18 protein-coding genes and 1 pseudogene are annotated in these 21,786 nt (G+C 62.2%); 8 read left to right on the top strand and 11 right to left on the bottom strand.

The window, feature by feature from the left end; all coding sequences use genetic code 11:
• Nucleotides 1-89: 89 nt before the first annotated feature.
• The 5 genes and pseudogenes from FS767_RS23545 to FS767_RS17150 form a co-directional block, all read right to left on the bottom strand.
• A pseudogene (locus FS767_RS23545) lies at nt 90-971 on the bottom strand (methyl-accepting chemotaxis protein); the annotation flags it as partial.
• A gap of 339 nt (nt 972-1,310) precedes the next feature.
• A complete protein-coding gene (locus tag FS767_RS17165) occupies nt 1,311-2,186 on the bottom strand; it encodes a neutral zinc metallopeptidase (protein ID WP_058604860.1) in 876 nt (291 codons plus the stop codon).
• 147 nt (nt 2,187-2,333) lie between these two features.
• Nucleotides 2,334-3,419 carry a tRNA (uridine(54)-C5)-methyltransferase TrmA gene (gene trmA / locus FS767_RS17160; protein ID WP_058604861.1) on the bottom strand — a complete coding sequence of 362 codons (1,086 nt, stop codon included), beginning with the start codon at nt 3,417-3,419 and terminating at the stop codon, nt 2,334-2,336.
• Nucleotides 3,416-4,711, bottom strand: a complete 1,296-nt coding sequence (locus tag FS767_RS17155; protein ID WP_023534351.1) for an NCS2 family permease — start codon at nt 4,709-4,711, stop codon at nt 3,416-3,418. Before FS767_RS17155 ends, trmA begins: the two co-directional genes overlap by 4 nt.
• Before the next feature lie 201 nt (nt 4,712-4,912).
• Nucleotides 4,913-6,133 (bottom strand): MFS transporter, encoded by a 1,221-nt coding sequence (locus FS767_RS17150; protein ID WP_144967006.1) that lies wholly within the window; start codon nt 6,131-6,133, stop codon nt 4,913-4,915.
• A 355-nt stretch (nt 6,134-6,488) separates the two neighbouring features.
• On the opposite strand from FS767_RS17150, the gene FS767_RS17145 reads away from it, so the two are divergent.
• The 3 genes from FS767_RS17145 to FS767_RS17135 are packed head-to-tail and all read left to right on the top strand — an operon-like array spanning nt 6,489 to nt 9,100.
• Entirely contained in the window at nt 6,489-7,925 is a 1,437-nt protein-coding gene (locus tag FS767_RS17145; RefSeq protein WP_144967005.1) for a cytochrome ubiquinol oxidase subunit I, read from the top strand.
• Between the two features lie 3 nt (nt 7,926-7,928).
• The gene (gene cydB, locus FS767_RS17140; protein ID WP_058604864.1) at nt 7,929-8,936 is read left to right on the top strand and encodes a cytochrome d ubiquinol oxidase subunit II; all 1,008 of its coding nucleotides are present in this window, start codon (nt 7,929-7,931) and stop codon (nt 8,934-8,936) included.
• An 11-nt stretch (nt 8,937-8,947) separates the two neighbouring features.
• The gene (locus FS767_RS17135; protein ID WP_023534359.1) at nt 8,948-9,100 is read left to right on the top strand and encodes a DUF2474 domain-containing protein; all 153 of its coding nucleotides are present in this window, start codon (nt 8,948-8,950) and stop codon (nt 9,098-9,100) included.
• A 76-nt stretch (nt 9,101-9,176) separates the two neighbouring features.
• Here FS767_RS17135 and FS767_RS17130 read toward each other — a convergent pair whose 3' ends face one another.
• Together FS767_RS17130 and FS767_RS17125 are read right to left on the bottom strand one after the other, a co-directional pair.
• A complete protein-coding gene (locus FS767_RS17130) occupies nt 9,177-10,301 on the bottom strand; it encodes a methyltransferase (RefSeq protein ID WP_144967004.1) in 1,125 nt (374 codons plus the stop codon).
• Nucleotides 10,302-10,397: 96 nt separating this feature from the next.
• A complete protein-coding gene (locus tag FS767_RS17125) occupies nt 10,398-11,105 on the bottom strand; it encodes an autoinducer binding domain-containing protein (RefSeq protein WP_144967003.1) in 708 nt (235 codons plus the stop codon).
• A 205-nt stretch (nt 11,106-11,310) separates the two neighbouring features.
• On the opposite strand from FS767_RS17125, the gene FS767_RS17120 reads away from it, so the two are divergent.
• A complete protein-coding gene (locus tag FS767_RS17120) occupies nt 11,311-12,087 on the top strand; it encodes a ferredoxin--NADP reductase (protein ID WP_144967002.1) in 777 nt (258 codons plus the stop codon).
• A 77-nt stretch (nt 12,088-12,164) separates the two neighbouring features.
• On the opposite strand, the gene mscL is transcribed toward FS767_RS17120, so the two are convergent.
• Nucleotides 12,165-12,575: a large-conductance mechanosensitive channel protein MscL gene (gene mscL, locus FS767_RS17115; protein WP_058604868.1), complete on the bottom strand. Its 411-nt coding sequence runs from the start codon at nt 12,573-12,575 to the stop codon at nt 12,165-12,167.
• 179 nt (nt 12,576-12,754) lie between these two features.
• Between mscL and radA the strand changes: the two genes are divergently transcribed.
• Nucleotides 12,755-14,125: a DNA repair protein RadA gene (gene radA / locus FS767_RS17110; protein ID WP_023534442.1), complete on the top strand. Its 1,371-nt coding sequence runs from the start codon at nt 12,755-12,757 to the stop codon at nt 14,123-14,125.
• A gap of 62 nt (nt 14,126-14,187) precedes the next feature.
• Here radA and FS767_RS17105 read toward each other — a convergent pair whose 3' ends face one another.
• Together FS767_RS17105 and FS767_RS17100 are read right to left on the bottom strand one after the other, a co-directional pair.
• Nucleotides 14,188-15,705, bottom strand: coding sequence for a nucleobase:cation symporter-2 family protein (locus FS767_RS17105; RefSeq protein WP_144967001.1), 1,518 nt, complete (start codon nt 15,703-15,705; stop codon nt 14,188-14,190).
• A gap of 262 nt (nt 15,706-15,967) precedes the next feature.
• The gene (locus FS767_RS17100) at nt 15,968-16,333 is read right to left on the bottom strand and encodes a PilZ domain-containing protein (protein ID WP_144967000.1); all 366 of its coding nucleotides are present in this window, start codon (nt 16,331-16,333) and stop codon (nt 15,968-15,970) included.
• Between the two features lie 389 nt (nt 16,334-16,722).
• On the opposite strand from FS767_RS17100, the gene FS767_RS17090 reads away from it, so the two are divergent.
• The 3 genes from FS767_RS17090 to yjiA all read left to right on the top strand — a co-directional run bounded on the left by FS767_RS17090 (nt 16,723) and on the right by yjiA (nt 20,122).
• The gene (locus tag FS767_RS17090) at nt 16,723-18,789 is read left to right on the top strand and encodes a carbon starvation CstA family protein (RefSeq protein WP_058604871.1); all 2,067 of its coding nucleotides are present in this window, start codon (nt 16,723-16,725) and stop codon (nt 18,787-18,789) included.
• 13 nt (nt 18,790-18,802) lie between these two features.
• Entirely contained in the window at nt 18,803-19,000 is a 198-nt protein-coding gene (locus tag FS767_RS17085) for a YbdD/YjiX family protein (protein ID WP_023534469.1), read from the top strand.
• A gap of 144 nt (nt 19,001-19,144) precedes the next feature.
• The gene (gene yjiA, locus FS767_RS17080; protein ID WP_144966999.1) at nt 19,145-20,122 is read left to right on the top strand and encodes a GTPase; all 978 of its coding nucleotides are present in this window, start codon (nt 19,145-19,147) and stop codon (nt 20,120-20,122) included.
• Here the strand turns inward: yjiA and FS767_RS17075 are convergent.
• A complete protein-coding gene (locus FS767_RS17075; protein ID WP_144966998.1) occupies nt 20,082-21,566 on the bottom strand; it encodes a methylenetetrahydrofolate reductase C-terminal domain-containing protein in 1,485 nt (494 codons plus the stop codon). The two genes, yjiA and FS767_RS17075, sit on opposite strands and share 41 nt — an antisense overlap.
• Between the last annotated feature and the right edge of the window lie 220 nt (nt 21,567-21,786).

Below are 21,786 nucleotides of genomic sequence, written 5' to 3'. Positions count from 1 at the left end.
GTCACGCCATCACGGATGCCGCCGATCAGCTCGCGCAGGGTCGTGCCCATGCGGGCAATGCCTTGCTGCAGCACCCCCAGCTCGTCGCAGCGGGTGACATGCAACTGCTGGGTCAGGTCGCCGCTGGCGATTTTCTCGACCGCGGCCAAGGTGTCCTGTAACGGCCGGGTGATCTGCCGGGTGATCAGGACGGCTGCCACGATGCCCACCAGCAATGCCAGCAGGGTGGCGATGGTCTGCAAGGTGCGCGCCTGGCTGCTTTCGACGTCGCGACGCTCCAGCTGGATCTTGTACAGCGCATCGCTGTGCTTGACGATGTCCGCGCCCTGGACCGTCATCTCGGCGCGCGCACCGGTAATGGTGGCCACGGCATCGCGGAATTGACGCGTAGCTTCACGGTAGTCGGTGACTGCGCGCTCGAGCTGTTGCACCCGCTCGCTTGGGCCGGACAGTTCACGCTTGAGACTATCGACCACCGCAAGCGCCGCATCGAGCTGGCGCAGAGCCGCTTGTTCATTGTCCGCCGTGTTGTCGGCGATGTAGCCGCGTACATCGATGCGCACCTGCATCAGCTGCTGGCGGGCCTTGCTGATCAGCTGGTACTGCGCAAGGCGCACGCCGTCGGCCTCTGGGCGAGCCATGACTTCCTGGCTCAATGCCTCCATGGCTTGGTCAGCCTGGCTACCGGCGCGGGTCATGGCGGCGCGGGCGGCACGGCTGGCGTCGTAGCCCTGGCGCATCTTGGACAGCGACACCTTGTAGGCGCTGATGATGTCGCCCAGTTCGCCCAGCAACTTGACGTTCTGGGGGCTCTTGAACGTGTGCTCCAGGTAGGCCTGCTGCTTGCTGAAGGTGTCGAGTTTGGCCAAGGTATTGGCAGCAGCGGCGTCATCGCCGTTGGCGATCATGTATTGCAGGCGGGCGATACGCAGGTCGGTAAGGTCCTTGTTCAACTGGCCGATGTCGCTCATCCAGTTGCTGCGGTCGATGAGACCGCCCAGGCTCGTCCAGCCCACCAGGGCCAACAGGCCGGTCAGGATCAGCACCAGGCCGAAGCCCAGGCCGAGTTTGAGGTTGACGCTGATATTGGCAAACCAGCTGTTCATGCACGCACTCCAGAAGTTGTTTTCGCTCTCTTGATCTCCGATCGCAAGGCGTTGTTATTCTGGATGCCCGCTCAATCGTGCTGGAGTTATCGGCCGTTGACGAGGAAGCTGAAACGCTTTTTCAGCCGTAAGGGCGACACGGCGCGTTTCAGCGACCACAGGTGCTGTAATAGTCGAATCAATCAGGTGCAACGCTGAAGATGTTCAGAGATTACGCGCGCTGAAGGTGTCGCAGCTGTCGACGTCGCCTTGAGCGAACCCGGCCTTGAACCAGCGTACGCGTTGCGCCGAGGTGCCGTGGGTGAACGAGTCCGGCACCACGCGCCCTTGACCCTGTTGCTGCAGTCGGTCGTCACCGATGGCATTGGCGGCATTGAGCGCTTCCTCCACATCGCCAGGTTCCAACCAGTTCAGGCGTTTTTGTGCCTGGTAGGCCCACACGCCAGCAAAACAGTCAGCTTGCAGTTCCTGGCGTACCAGCAGGCCATTGCTGCCTTCCATGCGCTGGCCGCTGCGCCGTGCCGCATCCACCTTGGCCGAGACGCCAAGCAGGGTCTGCACGTGGTGGCCGATTTCATGGGCGATCACGTACGCCTGGGCGAAGTCGCCGGCAGCCGAGAAGCGTGTCTCCATTTCCCGGAAGAACGACATGTCCAGGTACACCTGCTGATCCGCCGGGCAGTAGAACGGCCCGACCGCCGCGGTGGCAAAGCCGCAGGCAGAATTCACCTGACCACTGAACAGCACCAGCTTGGGGTCCCTGTACTGTTTGCCGGACTGGGCGAACAGGGCTTGCCAGGTGTCTTCGGTGTCGCCCAATACGGAGGCGACGAATTCAGCCTGCTGGTCATTGGCCGGTGGCGCCTTGCCATCGGTCACGGCAGGCGCTTGCTGCTGCATCTGGCCAGTCAGTTGACCGAGGATCTGCAAGGGGTCCTGGCCCGTCAGCCAGCCGATCCCGACAATCAGCAAGATGGCGCCAAGCCCCAGCCCTTTGCCACCGCCAAAGCGCATGCCACCGCCACCTGCGCCCCGTGCATCGACCACATTGTCGCTACGCCGGCCTTTTCGCCATTCCATGAGTGCTCTCCAGAGCGTGAAACAAGAAGACAAATATTAGTTCAACACAGCCTCAGGTGTCAGAGCACCGCGGCTGTCTTGCGCATTGGAGATTACCGGGGCGGCTGAATTCAATTTCATCGGCCCCGACCTGCACAGGGTCCAGGCTCAGCGCCGCACCAGCAGCACACCGCTTTCCATGTGGTGGGTGTAGGGGAACTGATCGAACAACGCGCAGCGTTCGATCCGGTGGGTATCGTGAAGCTGGGCAATGTTCGCCGCGAGCGTTTCCGGGTTGCACGAAATGTACAGGATCCGCTCGAAGCGCCGGGTCAGCTCGCAGGTGTCCGGGTCCATGCCGGCGCGCGGCGGATCGACGAAGACCGTGCCGAATGCGTAGCTTTTCAGATCGATGCCTTCCAGGCGGCGGAACGGGCGCACCTCGTTCAGCGCCTGGGTCAGCTCTTCAGCCGACAAGCGCACCAGCCGCACGTTATCCACAGCGTTCTCGGCCAGGTTGCTCAGTGCAGCATTGACCGAGGTCTTGCTGATCTCCGTGGCCAGCACCTGGCGCACCCGGGTGGCCAGCGGCAAGGTGAAGTTGCCGTTGCCGCAGTACAGCTCGAGCAGGTCGTCATCGCGCTCGCCAATGGCCTCGAAGGCCCAGCTCAGCATCTTCTGGTTCACGGCGCCGTTGGGCTGGGTGAATGCACCTTCAGGCTGGCGATAGCTGAACACACGGCCGGCCACGTCGAGCTTTTCAACCGCATAGTCACGGCCGATGACCAGGCGCTTGCCCTTGGAGCGGCCGACCAGGCTCACCCCCAGGTCTTCAGCCAGTTGCCGCGCAGCCACTTCCCACGCTTCGTCCAGCGGGCGGTGGTAGCACAGGGTGACCATCGCATCACCGGCCAGGGTGGTGAGGAATTCCACTTGGAACAGGCGATTGCTCAATGCCTCGCTGGCCTGCCAGGCCGCCTTCAGGCGCGGCATCAGGTCGTTGATGCGCTCGCTGGCAATCGGAAAATCGTCGATCAGGATAGCCTTGTGCTTCTCGCCAGGGGCGAACATCGCATAGTGGCGCTGGCCGTCCTCGCGCCACAGGCGGAACTCCGCACGCAGACGATAGTGCGCGCGCGGCGAGTCGAACACGGCAGGCTCTGGCGCACCAAAGGGGGCCAGCAGCGCACGCAGGCGGGCGGCCTTATCCTGCAGTTGCGCGTCGTAGGCGCTAGGGTCGAATGCAGCACTCATGCGTTGAACCAACCCAATTTGATGACGAACAGGATGGAAAGAATCACCAGGGCCGCGTTCAGGTCATGGCGACGCCCGGAAATAAGCTTCACGGCAGTCCAGGCGATGAAGCCGAAGGCAATGCCGTTGGCAATCGAATAGGTCAGCGGCATGGCCAGCGCGGTGACCACCACCGGGGCGGCTTCGGTGACATCGTCCCAGTTGATTTCCGCCAGGCCCGAGGCCATCAGCACGGCAACGAACAGCAACGCCGGCGCCGTGGCGAATGCCGGTACGCTGCCGGCCAGCGGCGCGAAGAACAGGGCCAGCAGGAACAGCACGGCGACCACGATGGCCGTAAGGCCCGTACGGCCCCCGGCGCTCACGCCAGCCGCCGACTCGATGTAGCTGGTGGTGGTCGAGGTGCCCAGCAGCGAGCCGGCCATGGCGGCGGTGCTGTCGGCGATCAGGGCACGGCCCATCTTCGGCATGTGGCCGTCCTTGCCCATCAGCCCAGCGCGCTTGGCTACGCCAATCAGGGTGCCGGAGTTGTCGAACAGGTCGACGAACAGGAAAGCGAAGATGACGCTCACCAGGCCCACGTCCAGCGCCCCGGCGATGTCCAGTTGCAGGAAGGTCGGCGCCAGCGAAGGCGGCATGGACACGATGCCCCCGAATGGCGTCACGCCCATGGCAATGGCGGCCACGGTCACGGCCAGGATGCCGATCAACACGGCGCCGCGCACCTTCAGCGCTTCCAGGCCTACGATCAGGAAGAAGCCCAGGGTAGCCAGGATCGGTGCCGGCTGGCGCAGGTCACCCAGGCCAACCAAGGTCGCAGGGTTATCCACGACGATGCCCGCGTTGTGCAGCGCGATCAACGCCAGGAACAACCCGATCCCCGCCGCAATGGCCGAGCGCAGGGGCAGGGGAATGCTGTTCACGATCCATTCCCGGATCCGGAAGATCGACAGCAGGAAGAACATCACCGCCGACAGGAATACCGCGCCCAAGGCCACCTGCCAGGTGTGCCCCATGTGCAGCACCACGGTGTAGGTGAAGAACGCGTTCAGGCCCATGCCCGGCGCCAAGGCGATCGGGTAGTTGGCGATCAGGCCCATGGTGGTCGAGCCAATGGCCGCCGCCAGGCAGGTGGCGACGAACAGCGCACCCTTGTCCATGCCCGTCTCGCCGAGGATGCTCGGGTTGACGAAGAGAATGTAGGCCATGGCCAGGAAGGTGGTGACGCCCGCCAGTATCTCGGTGCGCACATTGGTGTTGTGTGCTTTTAGTTGAAACAGCCTTTCCAGCATGCCCGCTCCCCGAGGCGCCCCCGGCGCCATGAATATGTCGACCCCATCAGCAAAGCACAGACCGTACCGGTTGCCGTGATTTCTATGGGGCAGAAAAAAGCCGCGCATCATACCAGCATGCCGGGCAGGGGCCTATGGCCGTCTGGGAATAGGCCGGCCCCGCCCGGTGCGCATGGCGTGCAGGGCCGCTGGGGTGGCTTTTCAGCCTTCGTGCAAACGGTCCCGGTTGGCCAAGGTGGGGAACAGTTTTATCCACACCCCCGTCACCACCAGGGTACCCACCCCACCCATGACGACGGCCGGGACCGTACCAAACCAGTGCGCGGTGACCCCCGATTCGAATTCGCCGAGCTGATTGGAGGCACCGATGAACAGCCCATTGACGGCGCTGACGCGCCCGCGCACTTCATCCGGGGTATGCAACTGCACGAAGGCGCCTCGAATGACCATACTGATCATGTCCGCAGCGCCCAGCACCACCAGTACCGCCAGGGAAAACCAGAAGGACGTCGACAGGCCGAACGCAACAGTGGCCACGCCAAAGACGCCCACTGCCGCGAACATGGTTCGGCCCACCTTGCGCTCGAAGGGAAAGCGCGCCAACCACACCGACATGAGCAACGCGCCCACGGCGGGTGCCGAACGTAGTAGCCCGAGGCCCAGCGGGCCTGTCAGCAGGATGTCCTTGGCAAATACCGGCAGCAGCGCCGTGGCCCCGCCCAGCAGCACGGCGAACAGGTCCAGCGAGATGGCGCCCAGAATGTCCGGTCGGCTGCGAATGAAACGAATGCCGGCCAGCAGCGACTCGACGGTGGCACGCCCGCGTTGAACGACCTGTCCTCGCGCGTGCAGGCTCAGGGTCAGCCCACAGGCTATTGCATACAGCACCACGGTCGGGCCGTAGACCCAGCCGCTGCCGAAGGCATACAGGAACCCGCCCACGGCGGGGGCCACGATGGTGGCCGACTGGGTCGCAGAGGCCGAAGCGGCGACCGCCCGTGGAAACAGGCCCGCGGGCACGACGTTGGGCAACAGCGCCTGGGTCGCCGGCATCTCGAACGAACGGGTGGCGCCGAGCAGAAACGCCAGCACGAAAATCAACTCGCGGCTGACCTGGTCCGTGGCGCTGCCCAGCGCCAGGGCCAGTGCGATCAGCCCTTGCAGGCATTGGCACAGGGCGGCGACCTTGCGCCGGTCATAGCGGTCGGCCACATGCCCGGTATGCAGCATGAACAGCACACGGGGTGCAAATTCCACCAGCCCCACAAGCCCCAGGTCCAGCACGTTGCCGGTCAGCTGATACAGGTGCCAGCCAATCGCCACGGTCAACATCTGGAATCCACTGGCGGTAAAGACCCGTGCCAGCCAGAACGCCAGAAAAGGGCGATGATGACGCAACAGCAGCGGTTCAGTCTCGGACATCGGACACCTGTGACCTCGATGCAAGGGAAGCTCCGCAGCCTATCATCTGTATGTAACAAATAGTTGCTGTTTACCGTGTTCGACACAGTTTCGGTGCCGTTGAACAGAGGGTGGGTCAACCGGTCACGCGGCAAACAACCACACCTCGCACCGGACTGTTCGGGGCTATGCTTGACTCATATCGTTGACCTGGATCAATCGTTACGTTTGCAACGATCCCCGACGATTTCGGCCTTTGGCCGCAATCCCTGCACATCGAACAGAACAATTCCAACACGCCGTACTCGACTATGTGGGGGCAGTGGGCGAAAGGGCCGAGTGCCCGACCGCCGGATTATCTGATGAGGTAGCACCTATGTTCGGTCTGGAGGCACTGGATCTTGCCCGGATCCAGTTCGCGTTTACCGTATCCTTCCATATCCTGTTTCCTGCCATCACCATCGGCCTGGCCAGTTACCTGGCGGTGCTCGAAGGGCTGTGGCTGAAGACAGACAGACAGGTCTATCGAGACCTGTACCACTTCTGGTCGAAAATTTTCGCAGTCAACTTCGGCATGGGCGTGGTCTCGGGCCTGGTCATGGCCTATCAGTTCGGCACCAACTGGAGCCGTTTCTCCGAGTTTGCAGGTTCGGTCACCGGGCCTTTGTTGACCTACGAGGTGCTGACCGCCTTCTTCCTCGAAGCAGGTTTCCTGGGAGTGATGCTCTTTGGCTGGAACCGCGTGGGCCGTGGCCTGCACTTCTTCGCTACCTGCATGGTGGCGCTCGGAACGCTGGTTTCCACGTTCTGGATCCTGGCCTCGAACAGCTGGATGCATACCCCGCAAGGTCACGAAATCATCGATGGTCGCGTGATCCCGGTCGACTGGTTCGCTGTCATCTTCAACCCCTCGTTCCCGTTCCGCCTGATGCACATGGCCACGGCGGCGTTCGTCGCTACCGCCTTCTTCGTGGGCGCGTCGGCTGCCTGGCACCTGCTGCGGGGGCGCGACAACCCTTCGGTGCGCAAGATGCTCTCCATGGCCATGTGGATGGCGTTGATCGTCGCGCCGATTCAGGCAGTGATCGGCGACTTCCACGGCCTCAACACCCTCAAGCATCAACCGGCGAAGATCGCCGCTATCGAGGGGCATTGGGAGAACCCGCCCGGCGAGCCTACTCCGTTGATCCTCTTCGGCATCCCGGACATGCAAGCTGAAACGACACGGTTCAAGATCGAGATCCCGGTGCTCGGTAGCCTTATCCTCACCCACAGCCTGGACAAGCAGGTGCCGGCCTTGAAGGAGTTCCCGCCTGAAGACCGGCCCAACTCCACCATCATCTTCTGGTCCTTCCGCATCATGGTGGCGCTCGGCATGCTGATGATCGCCGCTGGCGTGTGGAGCCTTGTATTGCGCAAGGGCGGCAAGCTGTACACCTCGCGGCCGTTCCTGCACTTCGTGACCTGGATGGGGCCTTCCGGGTTGCTGGCAATCCTCGCCGGCTGGTTCACCACCGAAATCGGCCGCCAGCCCTGGGTGGTCTACGGGCTGATGCGCACAGCCGACGGCGTTTCCAACCACAGCTATGCCCAACTGGGGGTCACCCTGGTGGCGTTCGTGGTGGTGTACTTCGCCCTGTTCGGCACCGGGTTCGCCTACATGATGCGCCTGGTGCGCAAGGGCCCGCATACCGGCGAAGGCGATCAGCAGCGTCCGGGCGGTCCTGGCCGCAAACGCACGCCGGCGCGGCCATTGTCCGCCGCCGACGAAGGCAGCGATGCCACCACTGCAGACCTGAGCAAGGGGAACTGAGCCATGGGTATCGATCTTCCACTGATCTGGGCCGTCATCATCATCTTCGGCGTCATGATGTACGTGGTGATGGACGGTTTCGACCTGGGCATCGGCATGCTCTTCCCCTTCGTCAAACAAGAGCGTGACCGTGACGTGATGATGAACACGGTCGCACCGGTCTGGGATGGCAACGAAACCTGGCTCGTGCTGGGTGGCGCGGGGCTGTTCGGCGCGTTCCCAATGGCTTACGCGGTCGTGCTCGAAGCGCTCTATCTTCCGCTGATCCTGATGCTGATCGGCCTGATCTTCCGTGGCGTGGCCTTCGAATTTCGCTTCAAGGCCACCGATGCTGGCCGCCATCTGTGGGACAAGGCGTTCATCTGGGGTTCTCTGGTGGCGACGTTCTTCCAGGGCGTAGCGCTGGGCGCTTTCATCGAAGGTTTCAAGGTGGTGGACCGCCATTACGCCGGTGGCTCGCTGGACTGGCTGACACCCTTCAGCATGTTCTGCGGCCTGGGGCTGATCGTGGCCTACGCGCTGCTGGGGTGTACCTGGCTGATCATGAAGACCGAAGGGCCGCTTCAGGAGCAGATGCACAAGCTGGGTCGGCCGCTGGCGCTTGTGTTGCTGGCCGTAATGGGTGTCGTCAGCCTATGGACGCCAATTGCCTATCCGCAGATTGCCGACCGCTGGTTCAGCATGCCCAACCTTGTGTGGTTCATGCCGGTGCCGATCCTGGTGCTGTTGACCTTCTACAACCTGTTCAAGGCAGTAGCCCGCAGCGCGAACTACACACCGTTCCTGCTGACGCTGGGGCTGATCTTCCTGGGTTACAGCGGCTTGGGCATCAGCCTGTGGCCCAATATCATCCCGCCATCGATCTCGATCTGGGAGGCTGCCGCGCCGCCGCAAAGCCAGGGCTTCATGTTGGTGGGAACGCTGTTCATTCTCCCGCTGATCCTGGGTTACACGTTCTGGAGCTACTACGTGTTCCGCGGCAAGGTCACCCATGATCAGGGCTATCACTAGGAGGCTGCACCATGACCCGTGATCAGGACGTGGCAGGCAAGAAACCGCTGTGGCAGCGCCTGGGCTGGCTGGTGCTGATCTGGGCGTTGAGTGTGGCCGCGCTGGGTGTGGCGGCCTGGTTGATGCGCCTGTTCATGAGCGCAGCCGGCTTGACCACCCACTGAACCCCGGCATCAGCCGGTAGTACGTCGAACGCGCCTGCTCACCCAGGCGCCGTACGAGGCTCCACCCAGTCGACAGTTACTTGCGCGCCTTGAGCACCACGAACTTGGGCGTTGCCGCCACCTGCTCAACGCCCCGGAACAGGCGGGCAAGCTTGCTGTGATAGCCAAGGTGGCGGTTACCCACGATGTACAAGGCGCCGCCGACCACCAGCGCCTCGCGGGCCTGCTGGAACATGCGCCAGGCCAGCACGTCACCCACCACCTGCTGCTGGTGGAAGGGTGGATTGCACAGCACCACATCCAAGGACTGTTTTTCGATGCCGGCCAGGCCGTCTGCGGCCAGGAAGTCGGCTGGCCGAACACCCAGCGCAAGCTGCCAGTTTTCCCGTGCCGATTGCACGGCCATGTACGACTCGTCCACCAGGGTGTACTGGGCGTCTGGATTTTTCAGGGCGCTGGCGATGGCCAGCACGCCATTGCCGCAACCCAGGTCCGCGACCCGGGCGTTGCCCAGGTTATCCGGCAGATGCGGAAGAAATGCCCGTGTGCCAATGTCCAGGCCTTCACGACAGAAGACATTGGCATGGTTGAGCAACTCCAGCGGTGGCGCTTCGAGGCGATAGCGGCTGGGGTAGGGCGATGTGAAGGCAGGGCGCGCATCCACCGTGGCGGTCAGTAGCCGGGCTTTTTTACGTGCCAGCGAGGCTTGCACAGGGCCGACATACTTTTCCAGCAAGTCACCGGCAGCGCGGGGAAGGTGCTTGATCATGGCCCCGGCAATCACCTGCGCCTGCGGCGCCAGGTGCCCTTGCAGCCGAATGAGTTGCTCTTCGAGCAAAGCAAGCGTCTTGGGCACCCTGACCACTACCCGATCGAAGGGGCCTTGCCAGGTGTGACAGGCAGGCACGAACGAAACGCTGTCCGCAGGCAGGCCGTTACGTGCCAGGTTCTTGGCCAGCGCGAGTTGAGCAAGGTAGGAGTCGCCGCTGCTGGTCACCTGCATGTGACTGGCAAGGCTTGCCGCCAGCGCCCCGAAACTGTCGTTGAGCACCAGCACACGGTTGCCGGCTGGCAACGCCTGGGCATGCAGTTGCTCGAGCAGGTACTCATCGGCGGCGTCGAAGGCTTGCAAGGGATCGTTAGCCTGGTCCGGCTGGCGGATCAGATCGAGTTCGGCAAAGGGGGTGGTCAACAGGGGCATGGCAATCTGGCTCGGGTACAAGGCTGCCCGCAACCGTTCGCTGCAGGCCTGGTCGAGCGATTCTACAGGGCTTTGGCTGGGCTCGCAGGCCCGGGATCAGATCCAGCCGCGTAACGCGGCGATGGCAACAGCACCCGCCTTGTTGGCGGCGTTGGTCTTGGTGATCACGCTGCGAATGTGAAAGTTCACCGTACTCTGCGACAGCGACAGGATGCAGGCGACATCGGCAGCAGTCTTGCCCGCCGCCGACCACTTCAGTACTTCCAATTCGCGTTTGCTCATCTTGGGCTGGGAGGGGCACAGTGCATCGAGGTGATGCGCGCTCAGCACCGCATGTGCGGTATGGCACAACCACTGGATAGCCCCGGCTTTTTCGAACAGCTCGGCGGTCTCGACCCTGCGCAGCGGCCTGGACACGCTCATCTGACTTTCGTTGTGCTGCAGGTCATGCAAGGACTGGGTCCAGCCATGGCGCAGGCCATGGTCGCAGGCCGCCTCGCGAAAATGCGGTACCTCGCGGTAGACCTCATCGCTCCATACCACTGGCGTGGTCGAGCTGTGGCTGAGCGCAGCCGCTGCATCCTGCTTGTAGAATTCTTCGCGCTGGTAGCGCTCGATCCATGCCCTGGGGTAATTGCTGTACAAGTAGTGCCGCGGTGTCTGGGTAGCAATCTGAATGCGAAGCTTAAGTCCCACATTCTCGAAACCCAGGTCCTGAACCAGATGCACCGCGATGTCGAACAGCTTCCGTGGGTTACGCTCACTCACCAGGGCGTGCAAGTGCTCGAGGTTCCAGTGAAACATGCGAATCTCCAAGGGCGGCGCGGCCCAGTCCTTATGGGTTCGAAGCCAGTGTAGATAGATTCAAATAGATGTGTCCGTCTTTTTCGCTATAACTGTGCTGTACTTCTGCATATCTTTGTACAACTCTCGAAGCCGCAAAAACCCAGTGGTTTTTATCGCAGGCGCTTTGCGCGACACTGTAGGGACTCAAGACATGGAGCCCGACATGACCGCCAGCGACGAAAAATTCACCCGCCAGACCTTGCTCGAGGTTCAGCCGCTCACGCCGAACCTCTTCAGCCTGCGGGTTACCCGTGATGCGGGTTTTCGCTTTCGCTCCGGTCAGTTCGCTCGCCTGGGCGTGACCAAGGCTGACGGCAGTGTGGTCTGGCGGGCTTATTCCATGGTCAGTGCACCCCACGACGAATACCTGGAGTTCTTTTCAATCGTAGTGCCGGGCGGTGAGTTCACCAGTGAGCTTAGCCGACTGGGCGAGGGCGATACGCTATTGGTGGAGCGGCAAGCCTTTGGCTTTCTCACCCTCGACCGTTTTGTCGATGGACGCGACCTGTGGCTGCTGGCCACGGGTACAGGCATCGCGCCGTTCATGTCGATTTTGCAGGACTTCGAAGCCTGGGAACGCTTCGACAACATCAAGCTGGTGTATTCGGTGCGTGAGGCCAAGGAGTTGGCCTATCTGGACGAGATTGCTGGCTTGGAGCAGCGTGAGTACCTGGCCGAGCATGCCGGCAAGTTGCAGTTCATCCCGGTCGTGACACGTGAGCAACATCCAGGCGCCTTGAATCAGCGCATCACCACCTTGATCGACAGCGGCGAGTTGGAAAGGGCGGCAGGGCTTGAGCTGTCACCGGAGCATTCGCGAATCATGCTGTGCGGCAACCCTGAAATGATTGATGAGACGCGCAAGGTGCTCAAGGCCCGCGACCTGCAATTGAGCCTTAGCAAACGGCCGGGCCAGGTGGCCGTCGAGACGTACTGGTAGCCGGCGTGCCGCTACAGGCTACAGGGGATAGCGATGCATGGAGCTTTGCCGCTTCCTGCAGCCTGTAACGGTGCGCTTCAGGGCCGGTTCTGAGCCTTGAGCAGGTCGCGGATCTCGGTAAGCAGGGTCTGCTCGGGGGACGGCGCGGGCGGTACGCTTGGCGCCACGGCCTCTTCGCGCTTGAGCCGGTTGATGGCCTTGACGCCCATGAAGATCGCAAAGGCGATGATCACGAAATCGATCACGGTCTGGATGAACTTGCCATAGGCCAGCACCACGGCCGGGATATCGCCTTGCGCTGCCTTCAAGGTAATGGCCAGGTCGCTGAAGTCAACGCCGCCGATCAGCAGGCCCAACGGTGGCATGACCACGTCGCCGACGAAGGACGAGACGATCTTGCCGAAGGCCGCGCCGATGATGATACCTACCGCCATGTCGACGACATTGCCTTTGACCGCGAAGGCCTTGAACTCACTGATCATGCCCATGTTTCGATTCCTTTGTAACAAATGGTGAGGTAAACGCAGTGTAAGCCACTTAAACGCTTCATGCGCTGCATTCAGGGGTAGTGACTTCCGTCGCACCGAATAGTTTTGTCGCATGCCAAGGCGTCCGGGACACGGTCAGCCTCGGGTATCATGCAGGTTTTGCCCGGAGGCACCCACCCATGGCCAAGGCCAAGCGCTTGTATGGCTGCACCGAGTGCGGCGCGACTTTTCCGAAATGGGCTGGCCAGTGCGGCGAGTGTGGCGCCTGGAACACGCTGGTCGAAACCATGATCGAAAGCGGCGGCGCCGCAGCGCCCAGCACGGGCCGCGCCGGTTGGACGGGGCAGCAGGCGCAGATCAAGACCCTGGCTGAAGTCAGCGTCGAGGAGATCCCGCGCTTCACCACCAGCAGCACCGAGCTTGACCGTGTGCTGGGCGGTGGCCTGGTCGATGGCTCTGTGGTGTTGATCGGTGGCGACCCTGGGATCGGCAAATCGACGATTTTGCTGCAGACCCTGTGCAACATCGCCGTCGGCATGCCGGCGTTGTACGTCACCGGCGAGGAATCCCAGCAGCAGGTGGCCATGCGCTCCAGGCGTCTGGGCCTTCCCCAGGACCAGCTCAAGGTCATGACCGAGACCTGCATCGAGACCATCATCGCCACCGCCCGTCAGGAAAAGCCACGGGTGATGGTGATCGACTCCATCCAGACCATCTTCACCGAACAGTTGCAGTCCGCCCCGGGCGGGGTGGCGCAGGTGCGTGAAAGTACGGCGCTGCTGGTGCGTTATGCCAAGCAAAGTGGCACGGCGATCTTCCTGGTGGGCCACGTGACCAAGGAAGGCTCGCTGGCAGGCCCGCGGGTACTGGAGCACATGGTCGATACCGTGCTGTATTTCGAGGGCGAGTCCGACGGTCGCCTGCGGCTGTTGCGCGCGGTGAAGAACCGCTTCGGCGCGGTCAATGAGCTGGGCGTGTTCGGCATGACCGACCGAGGTTTGAAAGAAGTCTCCAACCCCTCGGCGATCTTTCTCAATCGCACCCAAGAAGAAGTCCCTGGCAGCGTCGTGATGGCCACCTGGGAAGGAACCCGGCCGATGCTGGTCGAGGTCCAGGCACTGGTCGATGACAGCCACCTGGCCAACCCGCGCCGCGTCACCCTGGGCCTGGATCAGAACCGCCTGGCGATGCTGCTGGCCGTATTGCACCGGCACGGGGGCATCCCGACCCACGATCAGGATGTGTTCCTGAACGTGGTGGGCGGTGTAAAAGTGCTGGAAACAGCTTCAGACCTGGCGTTGCTCGCCGCCGTCATGTCCAGCCTGCGCAATCGGCCGCTGGCCCATGGCCTGCTGGTGTTCGGGGAAATCGGCCTGTCTGGTGAGGTGCGGCCTGTGCCCAGTGGCCAGGAGCGGCTAAAGGAAGCTGCCAAGCACGGCTTCAAGCGCGCCATCGTGCCCAAGGGCAATGCACCCAAGGAGGCGCCTGCAGGGTTGCAGGTGATCGCCGTGACGCGCCTTGAGCAGGCGCTGGACGCCTTGTTCGAATAAACCACAGGCGAAAAAAAGGGCCGACGATGCGCATCGGCCCTGTACAACACCCATGTGATGGGTCAGTGCTCGGCGATTGCCGCGCGCTTGACCGGCTCATTGCCGTGCTCGTCCTGGCCCTTCATCGGTACCTCATGGCCTTCGGCATCGAATAGCCTGCCATCCTTGAAATAGTCACCGTCGCGCAGTGCGGAGATATCCGAGTAACGGATGGTGCGTTCGTAGCCGGCAGCGAACACCGACTGCTGGTCCGAGTTGCCCGCCGTGAAATGGTTGAAGATCAGGTTCAGCACAATGGCCATGATCGCCGCCGAGCTGATGCCTGAGTGGAAGATGGTTTCGAACCAGTTGGGGAACTGGTGGTAGAAGGCCGGTGCGGCGATCGGGATCATGCCAAAGCCCAGCGACGCGGCGACGATGATCAGGTTGACGTTGTTCTGGTAGCTGACCTTGGACAAGGTGCGGATGCCGCTGGCTGCCACCGTGCCGAACAACACGATGCCCGCGCCCCCCAGCACGGGGGTAGGCACCGCGGCGATGATGCGCCCCATGATCGGTAGCAGGCCCAATACCACCAGGATCACACCGCCGGTGGCCACCACGTAGCGGCTGCGCACGCCAGTCACGGCGACCAGGCCCACGTTCTGGGCGAATGCACTTTGCGTGAACGAGCCAAACACTGGTGCGAGGATGCTCGAGGCCATGTCGGCACGCAGGCCATTGCCCAAGCGCTTGGAGTCGACCTTGGTACCGATGATCTCACCCACGGCCAGGATGTCGGCCGAGGTTTCCACCAGCGTCACCATGATGACGATGCACATCGACAGGATGGCCGCGATGTGGAATTCCGGCATACCGAAGTGGAAGGGCGTCGGGAAGGCGAAAACAGGGCCTTCGGTAACCTTGCTGAAGTCGGTCATGCCCAGTGCCCAGGCGATCAGCGTACCGACCACCATCGCCAACAGGATGGACAACCGGGATATCGTCGCGCTGCCCAGTTTGCTCAACAGCAGCACGATGGCGAAAGTGAGGGCAGCCAGGCCAATGTTGGCCATGCTGCCGAAGTCGGGTGAGGCGCTGTTGCCACCCATTACCCAGCGCGCGGCCACCGGCATCAGCGTCAGGCCGATGGTGGTGATCACGATGCCGGTGACCAGCGGTGGGAAGAACTTGGTGATGCGTGAGAATACCGGGGTGATCAGCAGCCCTATCAGCGAGGCGGCCATCACCGCGCCCAGCACCCCCGGCAGCCCGCCCCCACTCTCACTGCTAAGGATGGCGCCCATGGTGGCGACCCCTGCGAAGGACACCCCTTGCACCAAGGGTAGTTGGCAGCCGAAGAATGGCAGACCCAGGGTCTGTAGCAAGGTCGCCAAGCCACCTGCAAACAGCGAAGCGGCGATGAGCATGCCGATTTCTGCGCCATTGAGGCCTGCGGCCTGCCCCAGGATCAAGGGTACGGCAACGATCCCCCCATACATGGTCAACACGTGCTGCAGACCGTAGGCCAGGTTGGCACCCAAGCCGAGGTTTTCGTCCTCTGGTCGCTGGGCGGGAGACGTGCTTGTGGACGTAGTCATGGCGCAGGCTCTCTGTTTATTGTTGTGGAGCTACTGTAGTCAGTTATTGCCTACAGGTACTACACAAATTGTATACAATATTTTGATCCAAGCGCCGTCATGGGCAGCCTTGGGGCGTTCGCGTCCTTGTTGCAGGAGGCATACCAACCCAAAGCGCTTGTACAGAGAGGGTGTATACAAAGATGCCTGAGGCAGGCAGGAAGCTGTCTAGATGGACAGGAAAGGGGGGGGGCTGAGGCAGTTAGCCAGCTAATAGATCCTGTTATTCGATCAATTCCCGCAGCTCACGCATCATTTCGGTGCTGTCGGCAATGTTCAGTTCCACAAGACGGTGCAGGTGGCTCATGGAGTCGATGTCGATGTACAAGCAAACGAAGCCCAGCCGCGTGGGTTCTTCATGGCGCAGTTCGACTTGCATCTTCACCCAGGTATCGGCGTCAAGTTGGATGACCGCTTCGTAGTTCTGGGTAGGGTCCGGGGTCCAGTCGCTCGGGCGCTCGACCAGCAGGCCTTTGAGGGATAGATCGATGAGCCTGGCAGGCCAGCGCTGCTCGCCTTGGCGAAGTTCGGCAGGTGCGTCGAAATCGATACGTTGGAAGCGGCGGCGTTCGGAAGGTGGCGGGGTCATGGCGAGTCCTCATCTGATGCTCAGACTATAGACCAGCCATATGTACGTCATTGTTTGCCACCCAAGGCTATTTGAAGAAGTCCAGGCCCACTGCCTGATGAAAAGCTTTCGGTTTAGGCAATTTTCCAGAGGCCAAGCAGCACATGGTAGCCTTCGCGCTCCGGCAGTTGCAGGTTATGAACCAAAGAATTACCAGGCCTCATCTCTGTCAGGAATGCCAGTTGCCAAACCCAGCTGTAGGTTGAAGGGGCGCTGGCAACCGAGGATGAACCCCGCACTAGAGCGGGTTCGGGCCTGTGGCATCTGGCGTAATTGGAGATGGTAAAGCCGGCAGGCAGGCCCTAGACTCAAAGGGCCATCCATTCCAACCTCTCAGCTGGAAGCCAACTATGAACAATAACAACAGCCTGCTACGCCACCTCCCGTGGCTGGTGCTGGCAGTCCTGGGAGCCTGCGCGCTGGGTGTCGTCGCCCTGCGCCGTGGCGAAGCGATCAATGCCTTGTGGATCGTGGTCGCGGCAGTGGCCATTTATCTGGTCGCCTACCGCTATTACAGTCTGTTCATCGCCACCAAAGTGATGCAACTCGATCCACGCCGCGCCACCCCTGCGGTGCTCAACAATGACGGTCTGGACTATGTTCCAACCAACAAGCACATCCTCTTCGGCCACCACTTCGCGGCCATCGCTGGCGCAGGCCCATTGGTCGGTCCGGTACTGGCGGCGCAGATGGGCTATCTGCCCGGCACCCTGTGGCTGATAGCCGGTGTGGTACTGGCCGGTGCCGTCCAGGACTTCATGGTCCTGTTCTTGTCCACCCGCCGCAACGGCCGCTCGCTGGGCGACATGGTGCGCGAAGAAATGGGCCGCATTCCGGGCACCATCGCCCTGTTCGGCTGTTTCCTGATCATGATCATCATCCTCGCGGTGCTGGCGCTGATCGTGGTCAAGGCCCTGGCCGAGAGCCCCTGGGGCATGTTCACGGTGATGGCGACCATCCCGATCGCCATGTTCATGGGCGTCTACATGCGCTACATCCGCCCCGGCCGCATCGGTGAGATTTCCCTCATCGGCGTGGTGCTGCTGCTGGCTTCCATCTGGTTGGGCGGCCAGATTGCCGCGGATCCGGTCTGGGGCCCAGCCTTCACCTTCACCGGTGTTCAAATTACCTGGATGCTGGTGGGCTACGGCTTCGTCGCAGCCGTGCTGCCGGTCTGGCTGGTGTTGGCCCCGCGTGACTACCTGTCCACCTTCCTCAAGATCGGCACCATCGTGGGCCTTGCCATCGGTATCCTGATCATCGCCCCTGAACTCAAGATGCCAGCGCTGACCCAGTTCACCGATGGCACCGGCCCGGTCTGGAAGGGTACGCTGTTCCCGTTCCTGTTCATCACCATCGCCTGTGGCGCGGTCTCAGGGTTCCATGCCCTGATCTCGTCGGGCACCACGCCCAAGCTGCTGGACAACGAAACCAACGCCCGCTACATCGGCTACGGCGGCATGCTGATGGAATCGTTCGTGGCGATCATGGCCATGGTCGCGGCCTCGGTGATCGAGCCGGGCGTGTACTTCGCCATGAACAGCCCGGCTGCCGTGGTCGGTGCAGACACGGTTTCGGTGGCGCAGACGGTCAGCAGCTGGGGCTTCTTGATCACGCCCGAGCAGCTTGAGGCGGTTGCCCGTGACATCGGCGAGCACACCATCCTGGCCCGCGCCGGCGGTGCGCCGACATTGGCCGTGGGTATCGCGCAGATTCTTCACCAAGTACTGCCTGGCGAGAACACCATGGCGTTCTGGTATCACTTCGCTATTTTGTTCGAGGCCTTGTTCATCCTCACCGCCGTGGACGCCGGTACCCGTGCCGGGCGCTTCATGCTGCAGGACCTGCTGGGCAGCTTCGTGCCGGCGCTCAAGCGCACCGAATCGTGGGGCGCGAACCTGCTGGCCACCGCAGGTTGCGTCGCCATGTGGGGCTACCTGCTCTACCAAGGCGTGATCGACCCGCTCGGGGGTATCAACACGCTGTGGCCGCTGTTCGGCATCTCCAACCAGATGCTGGCCGGTATTGCGTTGATGCTGGGCACCGTGGTGCTGATCAAGATGAAGCGCCAGCGCTACATCTGGGTCACGCTGCTGCCAGCTACCTGGTTGCTGATCTGCACCACGGCGGCCGGCCTGATCAAGCTGTTCGATCCCAACCCGGCCGTGGGCTTCCTGGCCTTGGCCAAGAAATACAGCACCGCACTGGACGCTGGGCAGGTACTGGCACCAGCCAAGGACATCGGGCAGATGCAGCACGTGATCTACAACGCCTACACCAACGCCGGGCTGACCATCCTGTTCCTGCTGGTGGTATTCAGCATCCTGTTCTTCGCGATCAAGGTGGGCTACGCCGCCTGGGGTCGCAAGGAGCGGACCGACAAGGAAACCCCGTTCCAGGCCCTGCCTGACGCTTGAGAGGACTGCTGCGATGTTCAATGACCTGGGTCGGCTGGGCAAATACCTGGGGCAGGCTGCACGCCTGATGGTGGGCATGCCTGACTACGACAATTACGTCGAACACATGAACAAGACGCATCCGGACAAACCGGTCATGACGTACGAAGCGTTCTTCCGGGAGCGCCAGGAAGCGCGTTATGGTGGCAAGTCCGGGCCAAAGTGCTGTTAAGCCCCAAGCGTTAAGCTGTACCGGCCCCATCGTCGGCAGCCTGCGCTCATCGACCCGCTTGCTCCTCTTGGGAGCAGGCGCTGGCGATGAGCGCAGGCTTGTCGCGGTGGGGCCTGTGTTTTTTCCGAACAGGAGATGTTCTGCGTGCAGACCCCGATTCCCGTAACCGTACTGACCGGCTTTCTCGGTGCCGGCAAGACCACGCTGCTCAAGCACATGCTCAAGGCCGAGCACGGCCTGCGGCTGGCCGTGATCGAAAACGAGTTCAGCGAAGCAGGCATCGACAGCCAGTTGCTCGGTGACGAGCCGGTGCAGGTCATGACCCTGGCCAACGGCTGTGTGTGCTGCAGCATCCATGGCGACCTTACCCGTGCGCTGTTCCTGCTGCTGGAGCGGCTCGATGCTGGCGAAATTGCCTTTGATCGGCTGGTGATCGAGTGCACAGGGTTGGCCGACCCCGCGCCTGTGGCTCAAACGTTCTTCATCGACGAAGAGCTTCGCGAGCGGTACATCCTGGACGGCATCATCACCCTGGTCGACGCCGCTCACGCCGACGTCCACCTGACCCAGACCATCGCCCAGGCCCAGGTGGGCTTTGCCGATCGCCTGCTGCTGAGCAAGACCGACCTGGTGGAACCGGCCACCGTGCAAGCCCTGCGCGAGCGCCTGGCCCGCATCAATGGGCGGGCCGCCATGCATGTGGTCGAACAAGGCCGCATCGACTTGGGTGCACTGCTCGATGTACGCGGCTTCAACCTCAACCCGGATCTGGGCGCCAACCTCAAACCCACCCTGCGTCCAGTACGCAAACCCGCCACCCCGGACCGTATCGCCACCTTGGTGTTGCGCACCGACAAGGCGCTGGACATCGACCGCCTCAGCGACTTCATGAATGGCCTGTTGGAAACCCATGGCACGCAACTGTTGCGTTACAAGGGCGTGCTCAATATCGCGGGCGAGGATCGCAAGCTGGTGTTTCAGGGCGTGCTCAAGCTCTACGGGTTCGACTGGGACGCTGAATGGGCTGAGGCCGAACCGCGCGAGAGCGTCATGGTGTTCATTGCCGATGATCTTCCCGAAGCTACGATTCGCGCCGGCTTCGAGGCGCTGACGGCCGAGTGACGGGCTGAGCCTTGCCACCGAACCAGCCCGGCCAGGAGCTTCGATGGCGGGTGTGCTGCTCCACGCAAGGGATCAAGCGCTGGGCCAGCACATCGGTTTGCCGCACCGCCTTGGCCGTGCGGTACTTGGCACTGTGGATGCACTCACGATCGCCAAACTCGCACCGGTTCAAGGTGGTACCGCCGCAGGGGCCGTTCGCCAGGCCCTTGGGGCAGGTCTCGGGGCAGGTGTACAAGGTGTCTTCCAGGCGGCAACGACCGCAGGTGTCGCAGCCAAGCAGTGGTCGCTTCACGGCCCGCTCCACGCTGTGCAGCACCTGGGCGCCCAAGCCCGTCGCCCACATCGGCTGGCGAACCGCCCACCCGAACAACTGACTCACCGGGTTGCGACGGCTGAACAACAGGCCATGCATGCCATGCATGGCGTGGTAGCGGGCTTTCTGGGCAAACGAAGCCACAACACGCGACTCTCCCTCGCGCCAAGCCGCCTGCGGTGGGTGAAACGTCACTGCCGGTAGGCCAGGCATTTGCCAGCTAGCCTGCCAGGCAGGCGCCCATTGCTCCAGCGTGGCCACTTGCGTCTGCCAGTGCGCAAGGCGTGCCTCCAAGGCAAGCAGCTGGCTGGGCTCATGGATGCCCGACAGATGCACGCCGGCGTAGCCCATCAGCTTTACCCCAATGACCTGCAGGGCCAGGCGGTCGATGCTGCGAGCCTGGGCAAAGGCCTTGGATTGTGCCGCCTCGGCTTCCAGCATTTGCCGCATCGACGGGGTGACGGTCACGCCTGCGACATGATCGAGCATGCCCGCACGGCCTTGGGTAAGGCTCATGAGACAAGCCAGCATGGGTTTAGGTGCGCGTTGGCGGCGCATCCAGTGCATGGCCTCCTGGTGCTTGGCAGCATCGAAACCTAGCTGCAGGATGAAAAAGTCGGCACCGGCTGCCAATTTCTTTTCAGCCTTCAGGTACTGAGCGGCGCCTTCTTCTTCACGGTATTTGAACGGGTTGAGCGCTGCGCCCAGCCACCAGTGCGGATAGGCTTGGCGGGCGATCTGCAGCGCTGCGACCGATTCCAGGTAGCGCACCGGGCGCTTGCCTGGGGTATGGCCTGGCAGGCGGTCCCCTGTCAGCATCAACAACTGGTGCTGGCCCGCAGCATCCATGCGCCGCATCTGGGCGAGCAGGTGATGGCGCTCCCGGTCCTTGCCGGAAAAGTGGGGCAGGGCAGGTACCGGATGCTCGAAACAGGCCAAGGCATCCAGGGGGGACATGTCCAGCGGGCTGCTCACCCGGTCGCCAATGGCGAGTGTCATCGGCCAGCCACACAGCTGCCTGCGGGCCATTATTGCGTCCATCGCCGCAAAACGCTCTGCTGACGGCTTGGGGACGAACTCCATGACGCAAGCGAATTGCTGTTGTTGCAGGGCAGCTTTGAGCACGCTCATGACGGAACACCGAGTGTGGGCAGGCTGGCATTGTGCGCCAGCCGCGTGAATGGGTCATGCCCGGTTGCGCAGCGCATTGATCTGATCAAGACACGGCTAGGCGTCACGGGTGCGCCAGCACGAGTAACATGAGGGAAACTTGAGTTGATCTCAAATTTATTGAGTTTGTTTCAAACGCTCATCGATCTGAAAATGCCCCCATCATTTCTGCACAATGGGG

This window comes from Pseudomonas sp. DE0010 (assembly GCF_007680745.1).
In the GTDB taxonomy this organism is placed as follows: Bacteria; Pseudomonadota; Gammaproteobacteria; order Pseudomonadales; family Pseudomonadaceae; genus Aquipseudomonas; species Aquipseudomonas parafulva_B.
Note: the sequence above shows the minus strand (reverse complement) of the source record. Positions and strands in the feature narration are given on the sequence as shown.

Coding starts and splice junctions, on each gene's coding strand:
- radA (WP_023534442.1), top strand. CDS start 12,755: ATGGCCAAGGCCAAGCGCTTGTATGGCTGCACCGAGTGCGGCGCGACT.
- FS767_RS17125 (WP_144967003.1), bottom strand. CDS start 11,105: ATGTTTCACTGGAACCTCGAGCACTTGCACGCCCTGGTGAGTGAGCGT.
- FS767_RS17155 (WP_023534351.1), bottom strand. CDS start 4,711: ATGCTGGAAAGGCTGTTTCAACTAAAAGCACACAACACCAATGTGCGC.
- FS767_RS17105 (WP_144967001.1), bottom strand. CDS start 15,705: ATGACTACGTCCACAAGCACGTCTCCCGCCCAGCGACCAGAGGACGAA.
- FS767_RS17150 (WP_144967006.1), bottom strand. CDS start 6,133: ATGTCCGAGACTGAACCGCTGCTGTTGCGTCATCATCGCCCTTTTCTG.
- trmA (WP_058604861.1), bottom strand. CDS start 3,419: ATGAGTGCTGCATTCGACCCTAGCGCCTACGACGCGCAACTGCAGGAT.
- FS767_RS17090 (WP_058604871.1), top strand. CDS start 16,723: ATGAACAATAACAACAGCCTGCTACGCCACCTCCCGTGGCTGGTGCTG.
- cydB (WP_058604864.1), top strand. CDS start 7,929: ATGGGTATCGATCTTCCACTGATCTGGGCCGTCATCATCATCTTCGGC.
- FS767_RS17135 (WP_023534359.1), top strand. CDS start 8,948: ATGACCCGTGATCAGGACGTGGCAGGCAAGAAACCGCTGTGGCAGCGC.
- FS767_RS17130 (WP_144967004.1), bottom strand. CDS start 10,301: ATGCCCCTGTTGACCACCCCCTTTGCCGAACTCGATCTGATCCGCCAG.
- FS767_RS17165 (WP_058604860.1), bottom strand. CDS start 2,186: ATGGAATGGCGAAAAGGCCGGCGTAGCGACAATGTGGTCGATGCACGG.
- FS767_RS17100 (WP_144967000.1), bottom strand. CDS start 16,333: ATGACCCCGCCACCTTCCGAACGCCGCCGCTTCCAACGTATCGATTTC.
- mscL (WP_058604868.1), bottom strand. CDS start 12,575: ATGGGCATGATCAGTGAGTTCAAGGCCTTCGCGGTCAAAGGCAATGTC.
- FS767_RS17085 (WP_023534469.1), top strand. CDS start 18,803: ATGTTCAATGACCTGGGTCGGCTGGGCAAATACCTGGGGCAGGCTGCA.
- FS767_RS17145 (WP_144967005.1), top strand. CDS start 6,489: ATGTTCGGTCTGGAGGCACTGGATCTTGCCCGGATCCAGTTCGCGTTT.
- FS767_RS17075 (WP_144966998.1), bottom strand. CDS start 21,566: ATGAGCGTGCTCAAAGCTGCCCTGCAACAACAGCAATTCGCTTGCGTC.
- FS767_RS17120 (WP_144967002.1), top strand. CDS start 11,311: ATGACCGCCAGCGACGAAAAATTCACCCGCCAGACCTTGCTCGAGGTT.